This window comes from Microbacterium sp. MMO-56 (assembly GCF_037146215.1).
GTDB lineage: Bacteria > Actinomycetota > Actinomycetes > Actinomycetales > Microbacteriaceae > Microbacterium.
In genome coordinates this window covers 33,103-49,076 of record NZ_JBBCVW010000013.1, presented here as the reverse complement: position 1 = coordinate 49,076, position 15,974 = coordinate 33,103, and the positions used below count along the sequence as shown (strand labels likewise).

At 70.9% G+C, this 15,974-nt stretch carries 13 protein-coding genes; 6 read left to right on the top strand and 7 right to left on the bottom strand.

From position 1 onward, the window contains the following. Window positions 1-7: 7 nt before the first annotated feature. The 7 genes from WFI00_RS12180 to WFI00_RS12150 form a co-directional block, all read right to left on the bottom strand. Window positions 8-2,230 (bottom strand): glycoside hydrolase family 31 protein, encoded by a 2,223-nt coding sequence (locus WFI00_RS12180; RefSeq protein WP_336632581.1) that lies wholly within the window; start codon window positions 2,228-2,230, stop codon window positions 8-10. After that, a complete protein-coding gene (locus WFI00_RS12175) occupies window positions 2,230-3,378 on the bottom strand; it encodes a glycoside hydrolase family 15 protein (protein ID WP_336632582.1) in 1,149 nt (382 codons plus the stop codon). The genes WFI00_RS12180 and WFI00_RS12175 overlap by 1 nt, the downstream gene beginning before the upstream one ends. A gap of 121 nt (window positions 3,379-3,499) precedes the next feature. Beyond that, window positions 3,500-4,744 carry an ABC transporter substrate-binding protein gene (locus WFI00_RS12170; protein ID WP_336632583.1) on the bottom strand — a complete coding sequence of 415 codons (1,245 nt, stop codon included), beginning with the start codon at window positions 4,742-4,744 and terminating at the stop codon, window positions 3,500-3,502. 59 nt (window positions 4,745-4,803) lie between these two features. After that, the gene (locus tag WFI00_RS12165; RefSeq protein ID WP_336632584.1) at window positions 4,804-5,634 is read right to left on the bottom strand and encodes a carbohydrate ABC transporter permease; all 831 of its coding nucleotides are present in this window, start codon (window positions 5,632-5,634) and stop codon (window positions 4,804-4,806) included. Further along, on the bottom strand, window positions 5,627-6,574 hold the full coding sequence (locus tag WFI00_RS12160) for a carbohydrate ABC transporter permease (protein WP_336632585.1): 948 nt from the start codon (window positions 6,572-6,574) through the stop codon (window positions 5,627-5,629). Before WFI00_RS12160 ends, WFI00_RS12165 begins: the two co-directional genes overlap by 8 nt. Beyond that, entirely contained in the window at window positions 6,571-7,803 is a 1,233-nt protein-coding gene (locus WFI00_RS12155) for an ROK family transcriptional regulator (protein ID WP_336632586.1), read from the bottom strand. The genes WFI00_RS12160 and WFI00_RS12155 overlap by 4 nt, the downstream gene beginning before the upstream one ends. Window positions 7,804-7,895: 92 nt before the next feature. Next, window positions 7,896-8,549, bottom strand: coding sequence for a TetR/AcrR family transcriptional regulator (locus tag WFI00_RS12150; protein WP_336632587.1), 654 nt, complete (start codon window positions 8,547-8,549; stop codon window positions 7,896-7,898). Between the two features lie 116 nt (window positions 8,550-8,665). On the opposite strand from WFI00_RS12150, the gene WFI00_RS12145 reads away from it, so the two are divergent. From WFI00_RS12145 to ilvA, 6 genes are all read left to right on the top strand, one after another. Further along, a complete protein-coding gene (locus WFI00_RS12145) occupies window positions 8,666-9,955 on the top strand; it encodes a glycosyltransferase (protein ID WP_336632588.1) in 1,290 nt (429 codons plus the stop codon). 185 nt (window positions 9,956-10,140) lie between these two features. Then, window positions 10,141-11,376 (top strand): alanine racemase, encoded by a 1,236-nt coding sequence (locus WFI00_RS12140; RefSeq protein ID WP_336632589.1) that lies wholly within the window; start codon window positions 10,141-10,143, stop codon window positions 11,374-11,376. Beyond that, entirely contained in the window at window positions 11,373-12,686 is a 1,314-nt protein-coding gene (locus tag WFI00_RS12135; RefSeq protein WP_336632590.1) for a D-arabinono-1,4-lactone oxidase, read from the top strand. Before WFI00_RS12140 ends, WFI00_RS12135 begins: the two co-directional genes overlap by 4 nt. Before the next feature lie 84 nt (window positions 12,687-12,770). Next, window positions 12,771-13,337 carry a LemA family protein gene (locus tag WFI00_RS12130; RefSeq protein ID WP_336632640.1) on the top strand — a complete coding sequence of 189 codons (567 nt, stop codon included), beginning with the start codon at window positions 12,771-12,773 and terminating at the stop codon, window positions 13,335-13,337. A gap of 44 nt (window positions 13,338-13,381) precedes the next feature. Beyond that, entirely contained in the window at window positions 13,382-14,614 is a 1,233-nt protein-coding gene (locus WFI00_RS12125; protein ID WP_336632591.1) for an AI-2E family transporter, read from the top strand. After that, window positions 14,611-15,837, top strand: coding sequence for a threonine ammonia-lyase (gene ilvA, locus WFI00_RS12120; RefSeq protein ID WP_336632592.1), 1,227 nt, complete (start codon window positions 14,611-14,613; stop codon window positions 15,835-15,837). The genes WFI00_RS12125 and ilvA overlap by 4 nt, the downstream gene beginning before the upstream one ends. The last annotated feature ends 137 nt before the right edge of the window (window positions 15,838-15,974 follow it).

The following is a 15,974-nucleotide window of genomic DNA, read 5'->3' as shown; positions in this document are numbered from 1 at the left end:
GCGGCCGTTACATCTCGAACAACCCCACCAGGTCCTCGTTCCGCGTGAACACAGGTATCCGCTCCAGGGGTGTGTCGATGTCGACGAGCCGGCCGCCGCGGACCCGTTCCCCCGTCCACACGTCGATCCATTCGCCGTGCGGCAGATAGACCGGCGTCGACGTGGCGCCGTCGGTCATCACCGGGGCGACGAGGAGGTCGTCGCCGAGCAGCCACTCGGGGGGCGCGGACCAGATCGCGGGATCGTCGGGGAACTCGAAGAACAGCGGGCGCATGAGCGGACGGTCGGTCGCGATCGCCGCCGCGGCCGACCGCTCCAGATAGGGCACGAGGCGCTCCCTCAGGTGGGTGTAGGCCCGCGCGAGCTCCATTACCCGCTCGTCACCCGTGCGCTCGGCGATGTTCCACGGTGTGCGGTCGCGCGAGGGGCTCCGGTGATGGTTGAACTCGGAGTGGTACTGCATGATCGGCACGAAGGTCGACGCCTGCAGCGCCCGGATGTAGAGCTCCGCCGACGGGATCTCGCCCGAGAAACCCGCGATGTCCCACCCCCAGTAGACGATGCCGGACGCGGCGGCGGTGAGGCCCGCGTTCATCGACCACCGGAACGCCTCCCACGTCGAGTTCTCGTCGCCGGCCCAGAAGGCGCCGTGCGCCTGCGACCCGGTGAACCCGGCGCGGCTGAAGGTGACCGGCGCCTTGCCCGCCGATGCGAGCAGCGCACCGTAGGCCTTCGGGTACGCGACCGGGAAGGTGTTGTTCTTCTCGTCGCCGCGGCGGCCGTCGAGGTAGACGAGCTCCGCACCCCACGCGTGCTCGCCGCCGTCCGTCTTGAACCCGTCGACGCCGACCTCGTCCACGAGGTAGCGCCGCTTCTCGGTCCACCACTGCGCCGCGCGCTCGTCGGTCAGATCCGGCATGAGAGCGAGCGGGAACCACCAGCCGCGATTGCGGTAGGGCCTCGTCCCGCCCGTCGGCGTCGGCTCGCGGATCAGCACGTCCTCGCGCACCGCCGCCTCGGCATCCGCTCTCGCCTGCCCGTGCGGGTGCGGGCGCATCTTCATCAACGGGATCTGCCACAGGTGCAGCCGGATGTCGCGGTCGTGCAGGTCGTCGGTCATCGCCTTCGGGTCCGGCCACGCGCCCTCCGGCGGGAAGGTGAACTCGGCGAGCGTGTGCGGCGATCCGTCCGCGTGCACCTCGTACTGCGCATCGCGGAACGCCGTGAAGGTCGACTCGTCGCTCCACGCCTCGATGACGACCGAGCCGACGGGGATGTCGTGCTCGGCGTGGAGGTCCATCTGCCGCATGACCTCGGCCTGCGTGTTCCACTCGTTGCCGCTGGCCCAGAGCCGGAAGACCCAGCTCGGCAGCTCCGTCGCCCGGCCGGCGACGTCCAGGAACGCGCCCAGCACGTCGGTGGGCATCCCCTCGAAGAGGCGTACGGTGAGCGGCTCGACGGCGTCCGCCTCGGCCTCGATCACGATGCGGTCGGGCGTGCTCGCGCCGACGTCGAACCACACGCGACGCGTCGTGTCGACGTGGAACCCCCACCCGCTGCCGCCGACCACGTGAGCGAACGGCATGGGCAGATAGGTCTTCCGCTCCGCGCCCTGGCTCTTGTACTGCTCGAAGACCACGGAGTCCAGCGTCCTCCCGCGCTGATCGACGGCGTCGTAGCGCTCGCCGAAGCCCACGACGTGTTCCGGGGCGTCGAGGGGGACCGCGAAGCGCACTCGGCGCGGGCGTTCTCCGTCGTCGAGGACCTCGACGCTTCCCGGGATCACCCGCGGTGCGCCGATCTGCCGGATCGCGGCGTCGTCGGCGCGCCAGCGCGCGGGGCGGAACGCGAACCAGCGGGTGCGCTCCCGCGTGCCGTCGGCGCGCGTCCCGGTGAAGCGGTAGCGGTACGCGGATCCGCTCTCCAGCACGGGGGAGGCGACCTGCCAGCCGCCTGTGGCGCGCGCGAGTCGTGCGGCGGCGGACGCGAGGTGACCCCCGTCGGTCACCTTGCCCCGCGATGTCGTGGCGACCCGCTCCAGCGCGAGCTCCTCGCCGGACATGGTGTCGCGCTCGTCGGTGCGCTCGATGCTGCACGAGACGGAGACGATGCTCGCGTCCGCCCGCACCCCGAGGAGGACGCGCTCGCCCACGAGCGGGAGGACGGGGGAGCGCTGTTCGGTGTCGACGGAGTACGGGTGTCCCGAGCCTTCGGGTCGGTGGCGGAGCATCAGCGGGATCCTTCGAGGGTGTGGTGGGGGGTCGTCGGGATGCGGCCGAGCTCGACGCCCAGCCGCAGGAACATGGCATGCGACCACAACAGGGGAGTGGCGACGGGCCCCCACCTGTCGATCCACTCGTCGCGCATGCCGGGGGCGATCAGGTGCTCGGCGACCTGCTCGGGCATGTCGAGCGTGGCGGTCGCGGCCCCGGCGGCCCACGCGAACAGCTCGTTGGCGCGCGCCTCATCACCCGCGGCGGCGTGCGCGAGGCCGAGGAAGCAGCTCAGCAACGGCCACTGCCCGCCGCCGTAGAAGGTGTCGCCCAGGTAGCGGTGCACCCCGCCGTCCACGGTGAGGTGTGCCTCCAGCACGTCGATGGTGCGGCGGGCGAGGGCTGACGACGCCTCGACGACGTGCAGCGGTGCGATCGCGGATGCCAGACTGCCGTCGACCGCGGTGCTCCCCACCCACTTGATGAGGTGCCCATCCGCGACGCCGTCGGTGCGGATCCTCGTCCGGATCGCCGCCAGACCGTCTCGCACGCGTGCGGAGCGATCGGCATCGACGAGCTCCTGGCGCAGCGCCGCGTCGAGGCCCGCCGCGATGCAGGCGAGCGTCGAGACGTGCACGTGCCGGGAATGCTCCTCCCACCAGTCGTAGCAGGGACGCTCCCACGAGGCGAGCAGGTAGTCGACGGTCAGGGCGACCGCGTCGCGGTACCGGTCGCTCTCCAGGCCGTGCCGGTCCAGGTGCGCCCCCAGCGCCCACATCCACGTCCCGTAGCCGTCGAGCTGGAAGTCCCACCATTCGTCGGTGCCGTCGTCGCCCGCGAACGTGAACCGGGCGGGCAGCATGCGATCGCCCGCCGGTGGACGGCCCGCGTCGGTCTCATGGACGATCGTCCGGATCTGATCCGCCCTGCGTTCGAGCGTGTCGGCGCACCAGTCGAAGAACCGCGTCGCTGACTCCGCGCCGCCGGCGACCGAGGCCGCGTCCGCGATGAAGGAGCCGTCGCGCAGCCAGCAGTAGCCGACGTAGGCCGAGAACGTGGGGCTGGCGGGGTAGGCGCCTTCCGGCGTCTGCAGATCGCCGATCAGGGCGATGCTGTGTCGCGCGAGACGGTGGATGTCGTCGTCGGTGAGCGCGTCGTGGTCCACGATGATGTCCTTCGGAGAGTGGTCGCGCCCCCCCCCCGGGGGGCGGGGGGGGCCCCGGGGGGGGGGGGGGGCCCCACCGGGGGGGGCGCCGCCCCCGCGACCGGGGTGTGCTGGGGATCCGCTACTTCAGGAGGCCGTCGACCTGCCTCGCGAGCGCGGGGATGGCCTCGTCGGTCTTCGCCCGACCGGCCGCGACCTCACCGAGCGCGTTCGTCACGGCGTCCTGGATCTGCTGCGCGTTGGTCCCCAGCCGCGGCGCGACGGCGATGTGCTCGAGCGAGTCGAAGACGGCCTGACGGTTCGCCGGCGGCGTCTTGTCGAGGTAGGGCTTGAGCAGGGCGTCGTCGGCGACGGGCGGCAGCTCCCAACCCGCCGACAGGCGGGTGTCGACCATCGTCTTCGAGCTCGTCAGGTAGTCCGCCCACTTCTGGGCCGCCGCCTGGTGCGCGGAGTTCTTCGAGATGACGACCGCGTTCGAGAAGGTCGCGCTCGCCTTCTGGGCGTCACCCGGCTCGACGGCGATGTCCCAGCCGAACGGCAGATCGCCGACCAGGCTGATCATCCAGATGCCGGTGTGCCACATCGCGAGCTTGCCGTCCTTGAACAGGTTCGTGTCGAAGTCGGCCGTGCCCGCGCCGTCCGCCGCCGTCGGCATGACGGTGCCGGACTTGCCGGCGATCCAGTCGGCGGCCTTCATCCCGGCGGCGGAGTCGAACTCGGCGGCGGAGTCGTCGGCGTTCAGGAACGTGCCTCCGGCCTGCTGCACGGCCTTGTAGTACTCGTAGTAGCTGACGGGCTGGTAGTCGCCCCACACGCCGGCGGCCTTGTCCGTCAGCTTCTCTGCCGCGGCCTTCTCGTCCGCCCAGGTCCAGTCCGACGTGGGGTAGGCGATGCCGGCCTTGTCGAACAGATCCTTGTTGTAGAAGAGCACGACGTTCGAGAAGGACGTGGGCAGCCCGTACTGGGCCCCGTCGACCTTGTAGGTGTCGAGCACCGAGGTGCGGTACTTGGTGTCGTCGACTCCGGTCATCTCGGCGAGCACGCCGTTGGCCTGGATGTTCGCGAAGCTCCCGGCGTCGACGTCGAACACGTCGGCCTCGGTGCCGGCGGCGAGGTCGGTCTGCAGCTTCGTGAAGTAGTCGGCGTAGGCGGCCGTCTGCACGTTCACCGTGATGTCGGGATTCTCCTTCTCGAAGGCATCGACGATCGTCGTGAGGTTGGCCTCGTTGCCGCCGTTCGAGATGAAGTTGGAGTAGGTGATCGTGACCGGGCCGGATGCGTCGCCGTCGCCGCTCGACGAGCATCCCGTCAGCGCGGCCGCGCCGAGGATCACGACGCCTCCGGCGGCGATCAGGGTCTTCTTCATGGTGGTATCTCCTTTGATGTGGATGGGTCGGGCGAGGGAGGGGCGGGCGGAGCCGGGCATCACTTGAGCCCCGTGCCGGCGACGCCCTGGACGATGTACTTCTGTGCGAAGAGGTAGAGCGCGAGCATCGGGATGATGCTGACGACCGATCCCGCCATGAGGACGTCCCACTGCGTGGAGAACTGCCCTTGCAGGGTCGACAGCGCCACGGGGAGGGTCTGCATCGTGGGATCGCGCAGAATGATCAGCGGCCACAGGAAGCTGTTCCACGTGTTGAGGAAGGCGAACACCGCCAGCGTCGCCAGGGCGGGCCGCACGAGCGGCAGCATGATCTGGAAGAAGATCCGGAAGTGCCCGGCGCCGTCCAGCGTCGCCGCCTGGTCCAGGTCGTAGGGCACCGTGCTCATCGCCTGTCTCAGCAGGAACACGCCGAACGCGGAGGCGATCGTCGGCAGGATCGCGCCGAGGTAGGTGTTGATGAGGCCCAGCGTCTTCATCTCGGCGAACAGCGGGACGATGAGCACCTGGAAGGGGATCATCATCGTCGCGAGGTACAGGACGAAGACGGCGCCGCGACCGCGGAACGGAAGCCGGGTGAACGCATAGGCCGCCATCGAGCTCGTGACCAGCTGCAGGATCGTGCTGATGACGGCGATGATGAGCGAGTTCGCGATGACCTTCGCGAACGGTACGCGGGTGAACAGCTCCGCGTACGGCGCCAGCGACGGGTCCTCGGGGATCAGCTTCGGTGTGCTCGTCAGTGTCGCCCCGGGGCTGATCGAGGTGACGACCGTCCAGAGGAAGGGGAAGAGCATGATCAGGCCGCCGACGACGAGGACGACGTAGAGCAGTGCGCGCCCGAACGGGAATCGACGTGTCGTCTCACTCATAGGTCACCCACCGCTTCTGGCCGTAGAACTGGATCAGGGTGATGACGAGGATGACGAAGAACAGCAGCCAGGACAGGGCGGATGCCATGCCGGCCTGACCGTAGCGGAACGTCAGGTCGTACACCTGCTGCACCACGACGCGGCTCGCGTCATTCGGTCCGCCGCCGGTCATGACGTAGACCTGGTCGAAGACCTGGAACCCGTTGATGAGGGAGAGGACGATGACGAAGAACGTCGACGGGGACAGCAACGGCAGTGTGATGCTGCGCAGGCGCCGCCACCATCCGGCTCCGTCGAGCGCTGCCGCCTCGTACAGGTCGGGATTGATGGTCTGCAGGCCCGCGAGGAGGATCACCATCACGAAGCCGACGTCCTTCCAGGCCGACGCGAGGATGATCGAGGGCATCGCCCACGCCGGATCCGCCCACCAGCCGGGTCCCTGGATGCCGAACCAGGCGAGCGCCGTGTTGACCACGCCGTTGCTGGGGCTCAGCAGCCAGCGCCACACCAGCGCGACGACCACCCAGCTCGTGATGACGGGGAGGAAGTAGACGCCGCGGAAGAGGGCGCGTCCGCGCAACCGCGAGTTGAGGGCGAGGGCGAGCGCGAGGCCGCCGACGTAGACGAGCGGCAGGTAGCCGACGATGTAGGTCACCGTGTGCAGGAACGCCTGATGGGTCGCCGGGTCGGTGAGCAGGTGCGCATAGTTGTCGAGGCCCACCCAGGTCATCGGTCCGATGAGGTTCCAGGAGTGCAGCGAGGTCCATCCTGCGGAGATCATCGGACCGATGACGAAGGCGAGCAGCGGGATGAGGCTCGGCAGCAGGAACACCAGGACGGTGAGGACGTACTTCAGACGCACTCCCCGAGGCGGCGTGCGGCGGCGGTGCGCCGGCGGCTCGGTCGTGACGAGCGCCGCGGGCGTCGCGTAGGTCGTCATGCCGACGCCTCCGCGGGAGCGGCCAACCGCTCGCGGACCAGACGGCCCTGCTCACCGGCCACCCCGTCGGAGTCGAAGGGCGTCGCCAGCACGAGGGCGGCGGCGCCCTGGGCCCAGCGGTCATCCTGCCAGCTCTCGACGACGATGGGGGTGCCGCGCTTCCCGGGCACGAGGGCGTTGCGCAGCGCCCTCTCGAACGTTCCGGCCCAGTGCGGCCAGGCCTGCACCCCCTCGCCGAGGAGGACGACGACGGCGGGATCGAAGAGGTTGATTGCGCCGGCCAGCGCGCGACCGAAGACATGGCCCGCGTTGGCGAAGATCTCGCGAGCGCCGTCGTTGTCGGCATCGGCCAGCGCACGCAGGTCGTCGATGGTCTCGGAGGCGCCGATCAGACGGATCGAGCGCGCGTCGGTCACGAGCGCGGTCTGCCCGATGATGGCCTCCAGGCATCCGCGGTTGCCGCACTGACAGAGGGGGCCGTCCTCGCGCACCGGGAGGTGACCGAGGTCACCGGCTCCGCCGGCGCGCCCCCGCACGAGTGCGCCTCCCGCGATGAGTCCCGCGCCGACGCCGTTGCCCACCGTGACGACGAGGACGTCGTCGTGCGCGCGGCCCTGACCGTAGAGGAGCTCTGCGGCGCTGAGCGCATTGACGTTGTTCTCCACGACGACCGGGAGATCGAGCGACCGCCGCAGGATCTCGCCCAGCGGGACCTGGTTCCACCCGAGCTGAGTCGAATCGACGACGCCCACACCCTGCTCGGCGACGCTCCCCGGCAGTCCGACCCCGACGCCGAGGATGCGGGTGTCCGAGCCCCGCGCGATGAAGTCGGCGACCAAGGTGACCAGCGTCGACGTCGCCAGGGGGGAGATCGCCTCGAAGGGCCGCGTCTCGGAACGGACGACCTCGCCGTCGATGGCGACCTCGACGATCGCCACGTGATCCGGTGCCACCTTCACGCCCAGCGCGGTGAGGTTGCGCGACACGAGTCCGAGGAGGCGGGCGGGGCGTCCTCCCTTGCTGCTGGTCTCCTCGAGTTCCTCGATGAGACCCTCGCGGAGCAGATCGCGCGTCAGCTGGGTCAGGAGAGCGGGGGAGAGGCCGAGCTCGCGGGCGAGGTCCGCTCGGGAAGCCGCGCCGTGGGCGCCGAGCCTCGCCAGGACCGCGGTGCGGTTGACGTCGGCCTGGCTGCGCTGCGTGGGAGCACCTTCACGACTTTGTTTAGGCATGAATTAACCATAGAACAAAGCACGAGATCGCACAAGGATCGACGTCGTCGCGATCGATCGCGGGGTCGATCCGTTGCGGAGGTTCGACCGCGTCAGCGCTCGCCGAGCAGCGCGTGCGTCAGCAGGTCGGTGGCGAACGCTTCGATCTCGTCGTGCGTCCACCCGCTGTCGAGGGCGAGAGATCGCCACATCTCCGGGCTGAGGAGCGCATGCACGATGTCGGACGCTCTCCGGGGCGACACCGCGAGACCGTGGAGCATGCCCACGAGAGCGCGCTGGTCGCGGCGGCGCCCCGCCTCGTTCTCCCGGACGTCGGGTTCGAGCGCCGGGTCGTGCGCGGCCGCCTCCGTGAACACCTGCCAGATCGGGTAGGCACGCTCGACCAGGGCGAGCGACTCGGAGATGAGGATGCCGATCTGCGCCCGCGGATCGGGTTCGGCGGCGAGCCGTGCGACCCAGGAGAGGTCGGGCAGTGTCTCCGCGTCACCCGTGCCCACGACCGCCTGCCTGCCGATGAGTCGGAGGATGTCCGCCTTCGAACCGACCGCGAGGTACACGGTCTGCACCGACACCCCGGCGGCCTCGGCGATGGACGCGACGGATGTGCGGACGTACCCCCGGTCGAGGAACGCCGCGCTCGCCGCCGCGACGATCCGTCCGCGCGTGGCCTCCCGCTCGATGCGCGCTCGTTCCCGCCGCGCGGTCGCGTCGTACCGACGCGGTGATTCCGATTCGGCGGTTGGCATGGTGTAATTCTACCTGGAAGCGGATTCCACTCAGAATGTCGCCGACCCTCGAAGCGCTGCTGGACGCGGCGCCCGCCTACCCGAATGATCGTCCTCCCCAGATTGAGAGGGTCCCCGTGGCCACCGTCCTCGTCGCCTGCGCGCCACTGCGAGGTCACGTCGATCCCGTCCTCGGCGTCGTCCGAGCCCTCGTGGACGGCGGCCACCGCGTCGTCATGACGACGGGGTCTCGGTTCGCGTCACTGGTGCGCTCCGCCGGCGCCGAGTTCGCGCCCCTCGCCGGCCGGGCCGACTTCGACGAGCGGGACCTCGACGCGTATCTCCCCGACCTCCACCGCTACCGTGGCGTCGCGCTCTCGCAGTATCAGCTGCAGCACACGTTCATCCAGCCGCTGCCCGATCAATGGGCGACCATCGAGGCGCTTCTCGAGGCCACCGACGCCGACCTCGTGATGACCGACCACCTGTTCGCCGGGGTCGCGCCGCTGCTCGCACTGCCCCGGAGTCGGCGGGTACCCGTCGCGGGGATCGGCATCGGTCCGCTGGCGCAGCTCAGCATCGACACCGCGCCCGCCGGGATGGCACTCCAGCCGTCGTGGAGCGTCGTCGGACGCCTCCGCAACCGCATCCTCACCGCGGTCGCGACGCGCGTGGTGTTCCGCGACACGCAGCGCCTCGCCCGGCGTCTGTTCGCGGACGCCACGGGGACCCCGCTGCCGAAGGACTTCCCGTTCATCCTCGACCTCACGCCCCGGTTCGACCGTCTCCTGCAGCTCGGCCCGCGGGAGTTCGAGTATCCGCTCACCGATCTGCTGCCGGGCGTGCGGTTCGTGGGCAGACCCCCCGGAACGCTCGCGGACGTCGACCTGCCCGAGTGGTGGGACCAGCTCGACGACGGGCGCCCGATCGTGCACGTGACGCAGGGGACCCTCGCGAACTCGGACCTCGGCACGCTCATCGCCCCCGCTCTCGCCGGTCTCGCCGACCTCGACGCGCACGTCGTGGTCAGCACGGGCGGGGTCGACATCGCCGCGCTTGGCGAGCTGCCCCGCAACGCGAAGGCCGCGACGTTCCTGCCCTACGACCGCCTGCTGCCGCGGCTGTCGGCGCTCGTCAGTAACGGCGGGTTCGGCACCGTCCTCGCCGCGCTCGGTCACGGCGTCCCCGTCGTCGTCGCGCCCGGGGCGGAGGACAAGCCTGAGGTCGCCGCACGCGTCCGCTACACCGGAGTCGGCATCGATCTGCGGACGTCCCGTCCGACCGCCGATCAGGTCGCGCGCGCCGTCCGCGAGGTCCTCGACGACCCCCGCTACCGCACGGCGGCTTCCGCTCTCGCCACGGCCACGGCTGCGTACACCCCACAGGAGGCGGTGCGCGCCGAGATGGCGAGTCTGCTCGACGGCTGAGGTCGTCGAGCGCGGGTGCCGGCATCATCTGGGGGGATCCGATGCCGGCACCCCCTCATCCAGCACGTGGTGCGCGTGCGCGCGGTGCCGCGTGTGCTCCTGTATCCCGCGCGACGGCGGCCGACGGGCACTCGGTCTGCCGTCTCGGGCGGCATAGGCTCGTGCCACCCGTGCGAAGGAGCATCATGAGTCTCGATCTGCTCGCCGCGCCCGCCGCAGAGCGGGCCGAGCCGTGGTCGGAACCGGCCGCGTATTGGCGCGCGCGGTCGGCCTCGATCGCGGACCGCTCGGGCCCGGTCGCGACGATCGACGTCGAGGCCCTCCGATTCAACGCGCTGGACCTCGTCGTCCGCTCCAGCGGTGTGCCGATCCGCGTCGCCAGCAAGTCGATCCGGGTGCGCGAGGTGCTGGATGCGACGCTCGCCCTCCCGGGCTACCGCGGCATCCTCGCCTTCACACTGCCCGAGGCGCTGTGGCTCGCAGAGACGCACGAGGACATCGTCCTCGGGTACCCGACCGTCGACAGGGGCGCCCTCGCGACCCTCGCCGGCGACGAGGAGATGGCCGCACGCATCACCCTGATGGTCGACGACCCGGCTCAGCTCGATCTGATCGACGCCGTGGCCGCGCCGGCGATGCGCGCGGTGCTCAGGGTCGCGATCGACGCGGATGCCTCGTGGCGCGCCCCCGTGCTCGGACACATCGGCGTGCGCCGGTCGCCGGTCCACGATCCCGGCGAGGTCGCCGACCTGGCTCACGCGATCGCGCGCCGCGCCGGATTCCGCCTCGTCGGCCTGATGATGTACGAGGCGCAGATCGCCGGCCAGCCGGACGCGACGGGATCGGGCGATGCGGTCATCCGGTGGATGCAGCGGCGCTCGGGGGAGGAGCTGGTCGACCGTCGTCGCGCGATCGTCGCCCGGCTGCGCGAGATCGCCGATCTCGAGTTCGTCAACGGCGGCGGCACCGGATCGCTCGAGTCCACCTCGGCGGACGCCGCGGTCACCGAGACGACGGCGGGGAGCGGCCTGCTCGCCGGTCATCTGTTCGACCTCTATCGGGCTTTCTCTCCCGCCCCGGCGGCGGCGTTCGCCCTCGAGGTGGTGCGGCGACCGGCGCCCGACATCGTCACGGTGCTCGGCGGCGGCTGGATCGCCTCCGGACCACCGCTCCCGTCGCGGCAGCCGCTGCCGGTCTGGCCCACGGGCCTTCGCTCCCTCGCGCGGGAGGGCACCGGTGAGGTGCAGACCCCGCTCGAGGGCCCGGCCGCGCGGCGGCTCTCGATCGGGGAGCGGGTGTGGTTCCGTCACGCGAAGAGCGGCGAGCTCGCCGAGCGCGTCGACCGCTACGTGCTCACCTCGGGCGACCGCGCCGTCGGGGAGGCACCGACCTACCGCGGCGACGGGAAGGCCTTCCTGTGACCCGCCCCGGCGGCGTCTGGGAGAACTGGGGGCGCACGGAACGCGTGCGCACCCCGTACGTGGAGCACCCGTCGACCATCGAGGCGGTGCGCCGATCGGTGCGCTCCGCCGCGACGCGCGGACGCGCGATCAAGGCCGTCGGTGCGGGCCACAGCTTCTCCGGCATCGCGGTGGCCCCCGGAGTCCTCCTCGACCTCACCGAGCTGTCCGGTCTCGTCGCCGTCGACCGGGAGCGCGGCCGCGTCCGCCTGCTCGCCGGGACACGCCTGCATCGCATCCCCGCGCTCCTCGCTCCGTACGGCCTCGCGATGGAGAACCTGGGCGACATCGACAGGCAGACGATCTCCGGCGCGATCTCCACCGGAACCCACGGCACCGGCGCCCGCTTCGGCGGGATCGCCGCTCAGGTCGTCGGCGCGACGCTCGTCACCGCGGACGGCGACCTGCTCGCGATCGACGAGGACCACGATCCCGACCTCCTGCCCGCCGTCGCTCTCGGACTCGGCGCGCTCGGCATCCTCGTCGACGTCACGATCCGGTGCGTCCCGGCCTTCGGCCTCTCCGCCGTGGAGCGCCCGGAGCCGCTCGACGACGTCGTCCAGGATCTCCTCGATCGGGCGCGGGCGGTCGATCACTTCGAGCTCTACTGGTTCCCGCACACCGACGTGGCGCTCACCAAGACCAACACCCGTCTTCCCGCCGACGCGACGACGGCGCCGTTGTCGCCCACGCGACGGTTCGTGGACGACGTGCTGCTCGGCAACGTCGTGCACCAGATCTCGTGCAGCGCCGGCCGCGCGGTGCCCGCCGCCGTCCCGCGGATCAACAGGCTCGCCGCACGGGTCTGGGGCGACCGCGCGTTCTCGGACGCCTCGCACCGCGTGTTCGCCACGAGCCGGGGAGTGCGATTCCGCGAGATGGAGTACGCCGTGCCGCTCGACCGGCTCGCCTCCGCCTTCCGGGGCGTGCAGCGCGTCATCGCCGAGAACGGCTGGCGCATCGACTTCCCGGTCGAGGTGCGCGTCGCCGCGGCCGACGACCGCTGGCTCTCCACGGCATCCGGCCGGCCGAGCGGGTACATCGCGGTACACCGCTACTGGCGCGCGGACCCGACCGCGTACTTCGCGGCCGTCGAGGAGGTCATGCTCGCCCACGACGGGCGACCCCACTGGGGCAAGATGCACACGCAGGACGCCGCGGCGCTCCGGGCCCGCTACCCGAGGTTCGACGAGTTCGTCGCCCTCCGAGACCGACTCGATCCGCACCGCGCATTCCGCAACCCGTACCTCACGCGCGTCCTCGGTGAGTAAGCGCTGAGAACTGTGCCCCGGGCACCGGAGGGGCGCATGGCAGACGGATAGGATGGGCGGTGAGTCGAGGGGAGTCCTATGGACATGGCGTGGCTGATCCCGGTCCTGATCATCGTCGCGCTGGTGGTGGTCGTCGGCGTCTACCTGTGGGCGACGTACAACTCCCTGGTCGCGCTGAACGTGCGCGTCGACGAGGCCTGGAGCGACATCACCGTGCAGCTCAAGCGGCGCGCGGACCTCCTGCCCAACCTCATCGAGACGGTCAAGGGCTACGCGGCCCACGAGAAGGCCGTCTTCGAGAACGTCACGCGAGCGCGGGCCGAGACGCTCGGTGCGACCTCTCCCGGCGAGGCGGGCGTGGCCGAAGGGCACATGCAGCAAGCGCTCAAGTCGCTGTTCGCCGTCGCCGAGGCCTATCCGCAGCTCCAGGCGAGCCAGAACTTCCTGCAGCTGCAGCAGTCGATCGTCGACACCGAGGACAAGATCCAGGCTTCGCGCCGGTTCTACAACGGCGGAGTGCGGGAGCTCAACACCAAGATCAAGGTGTTCCCCAACAACCTCTTCGCGCGCAACCTCGGCTTCCACGAGCGCGAGTTCTTCGAGGTCACGGGCGGCGTCGCGATCGCCGAACCGCCGCGCATCCAGTTCTGACGCCCGTGACGCGGGCGGCATACGTCCCGTCCTAGACTGGCGGGATGAGCGGCGTCGACTCCGGCAGTGGTGGCCCCGCCCCCCGCGAGACCGCAGGCGCGGGGGAGCGATCGCGTGGCTCGTTCTTCGACGCGATCCGGCACCGGACGGTCGGCAACGACGTCACGGACGCACTGCCGCACGGGCTGCGCGTCATCACCGCCTATGCGTGGCGCTTCGTCGTGATCGCCGCCGCGGCGGGCATCCTGATCTGGCTCGTCATCCAGTTGAAGCTCCTCGTGATCCCGCTGCTCGCGGCGATCCTCGTCACGGCGCTGCTGTGGCCCGCGTTCACCTGGATGCTGAAGAAGGGCGTCCCGCGCTGGCTCGCCATCGTCGCGTCGGTCGTCGGCACCGTCGCGGTCGTCGCCGGTCTCCTGTGGCTGGCGATCTGGCAGATCACGCGGCAGTGGTCGAGCGTGCAGGCACGTACGGTCGAATCGGTCGGCCAGTTCCGGCAGTACCTCATCGACGGTCCGCTGCACCTCACCGAGGCGCAGATCGACGATCTGCTCGCGCAGGGCTGGACGTACCTGCAGCAGCAGGCGGAGGTGCTCTGGTCGGGAGCCCTCGCGATCGGGTCCACGGTCGGCCACGTCGGCACCGGAGCCGTGCTGGCCCTGTTCATCCTGCTGTGCACGCTCGCCGACGGCGGCGGGATCTGGCGCTGGGTGGTGCGCCTGTTCCCGCGGCGCGCCCGCTCCGACGTCGACGGCGCCGGCCGCGCCGGCTGGGCCACCGTCGTCACCTACGCGCGCACCCAGCTCCTCGTCGCCACGATCGACGCCGTCGGCATCGGTCTCGGCGCCTTCCTGCTGCAGGTTCCCCTCGCGATCCCCGTGGGCGTGCTCGTCTTCCTGGGCGCCTTCGTGCCGTTCGTCGGGGCCATCGTGACGGGCGCTCTGGCGGTGTTCCTCGCCCTCGTCTACAACGGCCCCTGGATCGCGCTGTGGATGCTCGTGGTCGTGCTGGGCGTCCAGCAGCTCGAAGGGCACGTGCTCCAGCCGTTGCTCATGGGCTCGGCCGTCAAGGTCCACCCGCTCGCGGTCGTGCTCGTCGTCGCCGGCGGTGCGATGATCGCGGGCATCCCCGGCGCGCTGTTCGCCGTCCCGCTCGCGGCGTTCGTGAACGTCGTCGCCGTCTACCTCTCCACCCGGCACACCCGGGGCGCCGCGCCGCCGCCCACGCCGGACCTCATCTGGAGCACCGTGCCGCGCAACAGGAAGAAGACCGCGTGACCATCCCCACCCTGGCGGAGTTCGAGGACGCCGCCGCCGTCCTTCGTGATGTCGTCGTCTCGACGCCCTTCGACGTGTCCGAGCACCTCAGCGAGGTGTTGGGGGCGCCCGTGCACCTGAAGCTCGAGAACCTTCAGCGCACGGGCTCGTTCAAGATCCGCGGCGCGACCTACCGGCTGTCGCGTCTGACCGAGGACGAGCGCGCGCGCGGCGTGGTCGCCGCCTCCGCCGGCAACCACGCGCAGGGTGTCGCGTCGGCGGCGCAGAAGCTCGGCATCGCCGCGACGATCTTCATGCCGCTCGGCGTACCCGTGCCCAAGCTGCTCGCGACCCGGGGCTACGGCGCCGAGGTCGTGCTGGAGGGCGCGACGGTGGAGACGCCGCTCCGCCTGGCCGCGGAGTTCGCCGAGCGCACCGGCGCGGTCCTCATCCACCCGTTCGACCACCGCGACATCATCGTCGGGCAGGGGACGCTGGGGCTGGAGCTGTGGGATGCCATCCCCGACCTCGACACCGTCGTGGTCGGCATCGGCGGCGGGGGCCTCATCGCGGGAGTCGCAGCGGCCGTGAAGGCGCGCGCCGCCGCCGCGGGTCGCACCGTCCGGGTGATCGGCGTGCAGGCGGAGAACTCCGCCGCCTACCCCGCGTCGCTCGCCGCGGGCGAGCCGCTGTCCGTCGACACGACGCCGACGATCGCGGACGGGATCGCCGTCGCGCGTCCGGGAGACGTGACCTTCGCGGTCATCAGGGAACTCGTCGACGAGGTCGTCACCGTCAGCGACGACGACATCGCGCGCGCGCTGCTCGTGCTCCTCGAGCGGGCGAAGCAGGTCGTCGAGCCCGCCGGCGCGGTGGGCGTGGCTGCCATCCTCGCGGGAAAGATCCGTGCATCCGGACCGACGGCCGTCATCCTCTCGGGGGGCAACATCGATCCGCTGCTGCTGCAGCGCGTCGTGGCGCACGGCCTCGCCGCCTCGGGGCGCTACATGACGCTGCAGATCCCGCTGCCGGACCGCCCGGGTCAGCTCGCCCGGGTGTCCGAGCTGCTCGCGATCGCGGGAGCGAACGTCATCGAGGCTCTGCACACCCGCCACGGCCAGGGACTGCAGATCAGCGAGGTCATCCTGCAGCTGAGCGTCGAGACCCGTGGCGAGGAGCATCGCGCCCACGTGATCGCCCTCCTGGAGGAGGCGGGCTTCGCCCCGCGCGTGGTCCAGGACTGACTCTCATCTCTCTCACCCGCCCCGGCACGCTTTCCATCCCTCACCCGGCCGACTTTCGGTCCCCTCGGGGGTCTGACACACGACCACGGCGCGATTCGGACGCCTGAGGAGACCGAAACTCGCGGGCCCGAGGCGCC

Excerpts from the sequence above, each read along its gene's own strand:
- WFI00_RS12180 (WP_336632581.1), bottom strand. The coding sequence starts at position 2,230 with ATGCTCCGCCACCGACCCGAAGGCTCGGGACACCCGTACTCCGTCGAC.
- WFI00_RS12170 (WP_336632583.1), bottom strand. The coding sequence starts at position 4,744 with ATGAAGAAGACCCTGATCGCCGCCGGAGGCGTCGTGATCCTCGGCGCG.
- WFI00_RS12165 (WP_336632584.1), bottom strand. The coding sequence starts at position 5,634 with ATGAGTGAGACGACACGTCGATTCCCGTTCGGGCGCGCACTGCTCTAC.
- WFI00_RS12160 (WP_336632585.1), bottom strand. The coding sequence starts at position 6,574 with ATGACGACCTACGCGACGCCCGCGGCGCTCGTCACGACCGAGCCGCCG.
- WFI00_RS12155 (WP_336632586.1), bottom strand. The coding sequence starts at position 7,803 with ATGCCTAAACAAAGTCGTGAAGGTGCTCCCACGCAGCGCAGCCAGGCC.
- WFI00_RS12150 (WP_336632587.1), bottom strand. The coding sequence starts at position 8,549 with ATGCCAACCGCCGAATCGGAATCACCGCGTCGGTACGACGCGACCGCG.
- WFI00_RS12140 (WP_336632589.1), top strand. The coding sequence starts at position 10,141 with ATGAGTCTCGATCTGCTCGCCGCGCCCGCCGCAGAGCGGGCCGAGCCG.
- WFI00_RS12130 (WP_336632640.1), top strand. The coding sequence starts at position 12,771 with ATGGCGTGGCTGATCCCGGTCCTGATCATCGTCGCGCTGGTGGTGGTC.
- WFI00_RS12125 (WP_336632591.1), top strand. The coding sequence starts at position 13,382 with ATGAGCGGCGTCGACTCCGGCAGTGGTGGCCCCGCCCCCCGCGAGACC.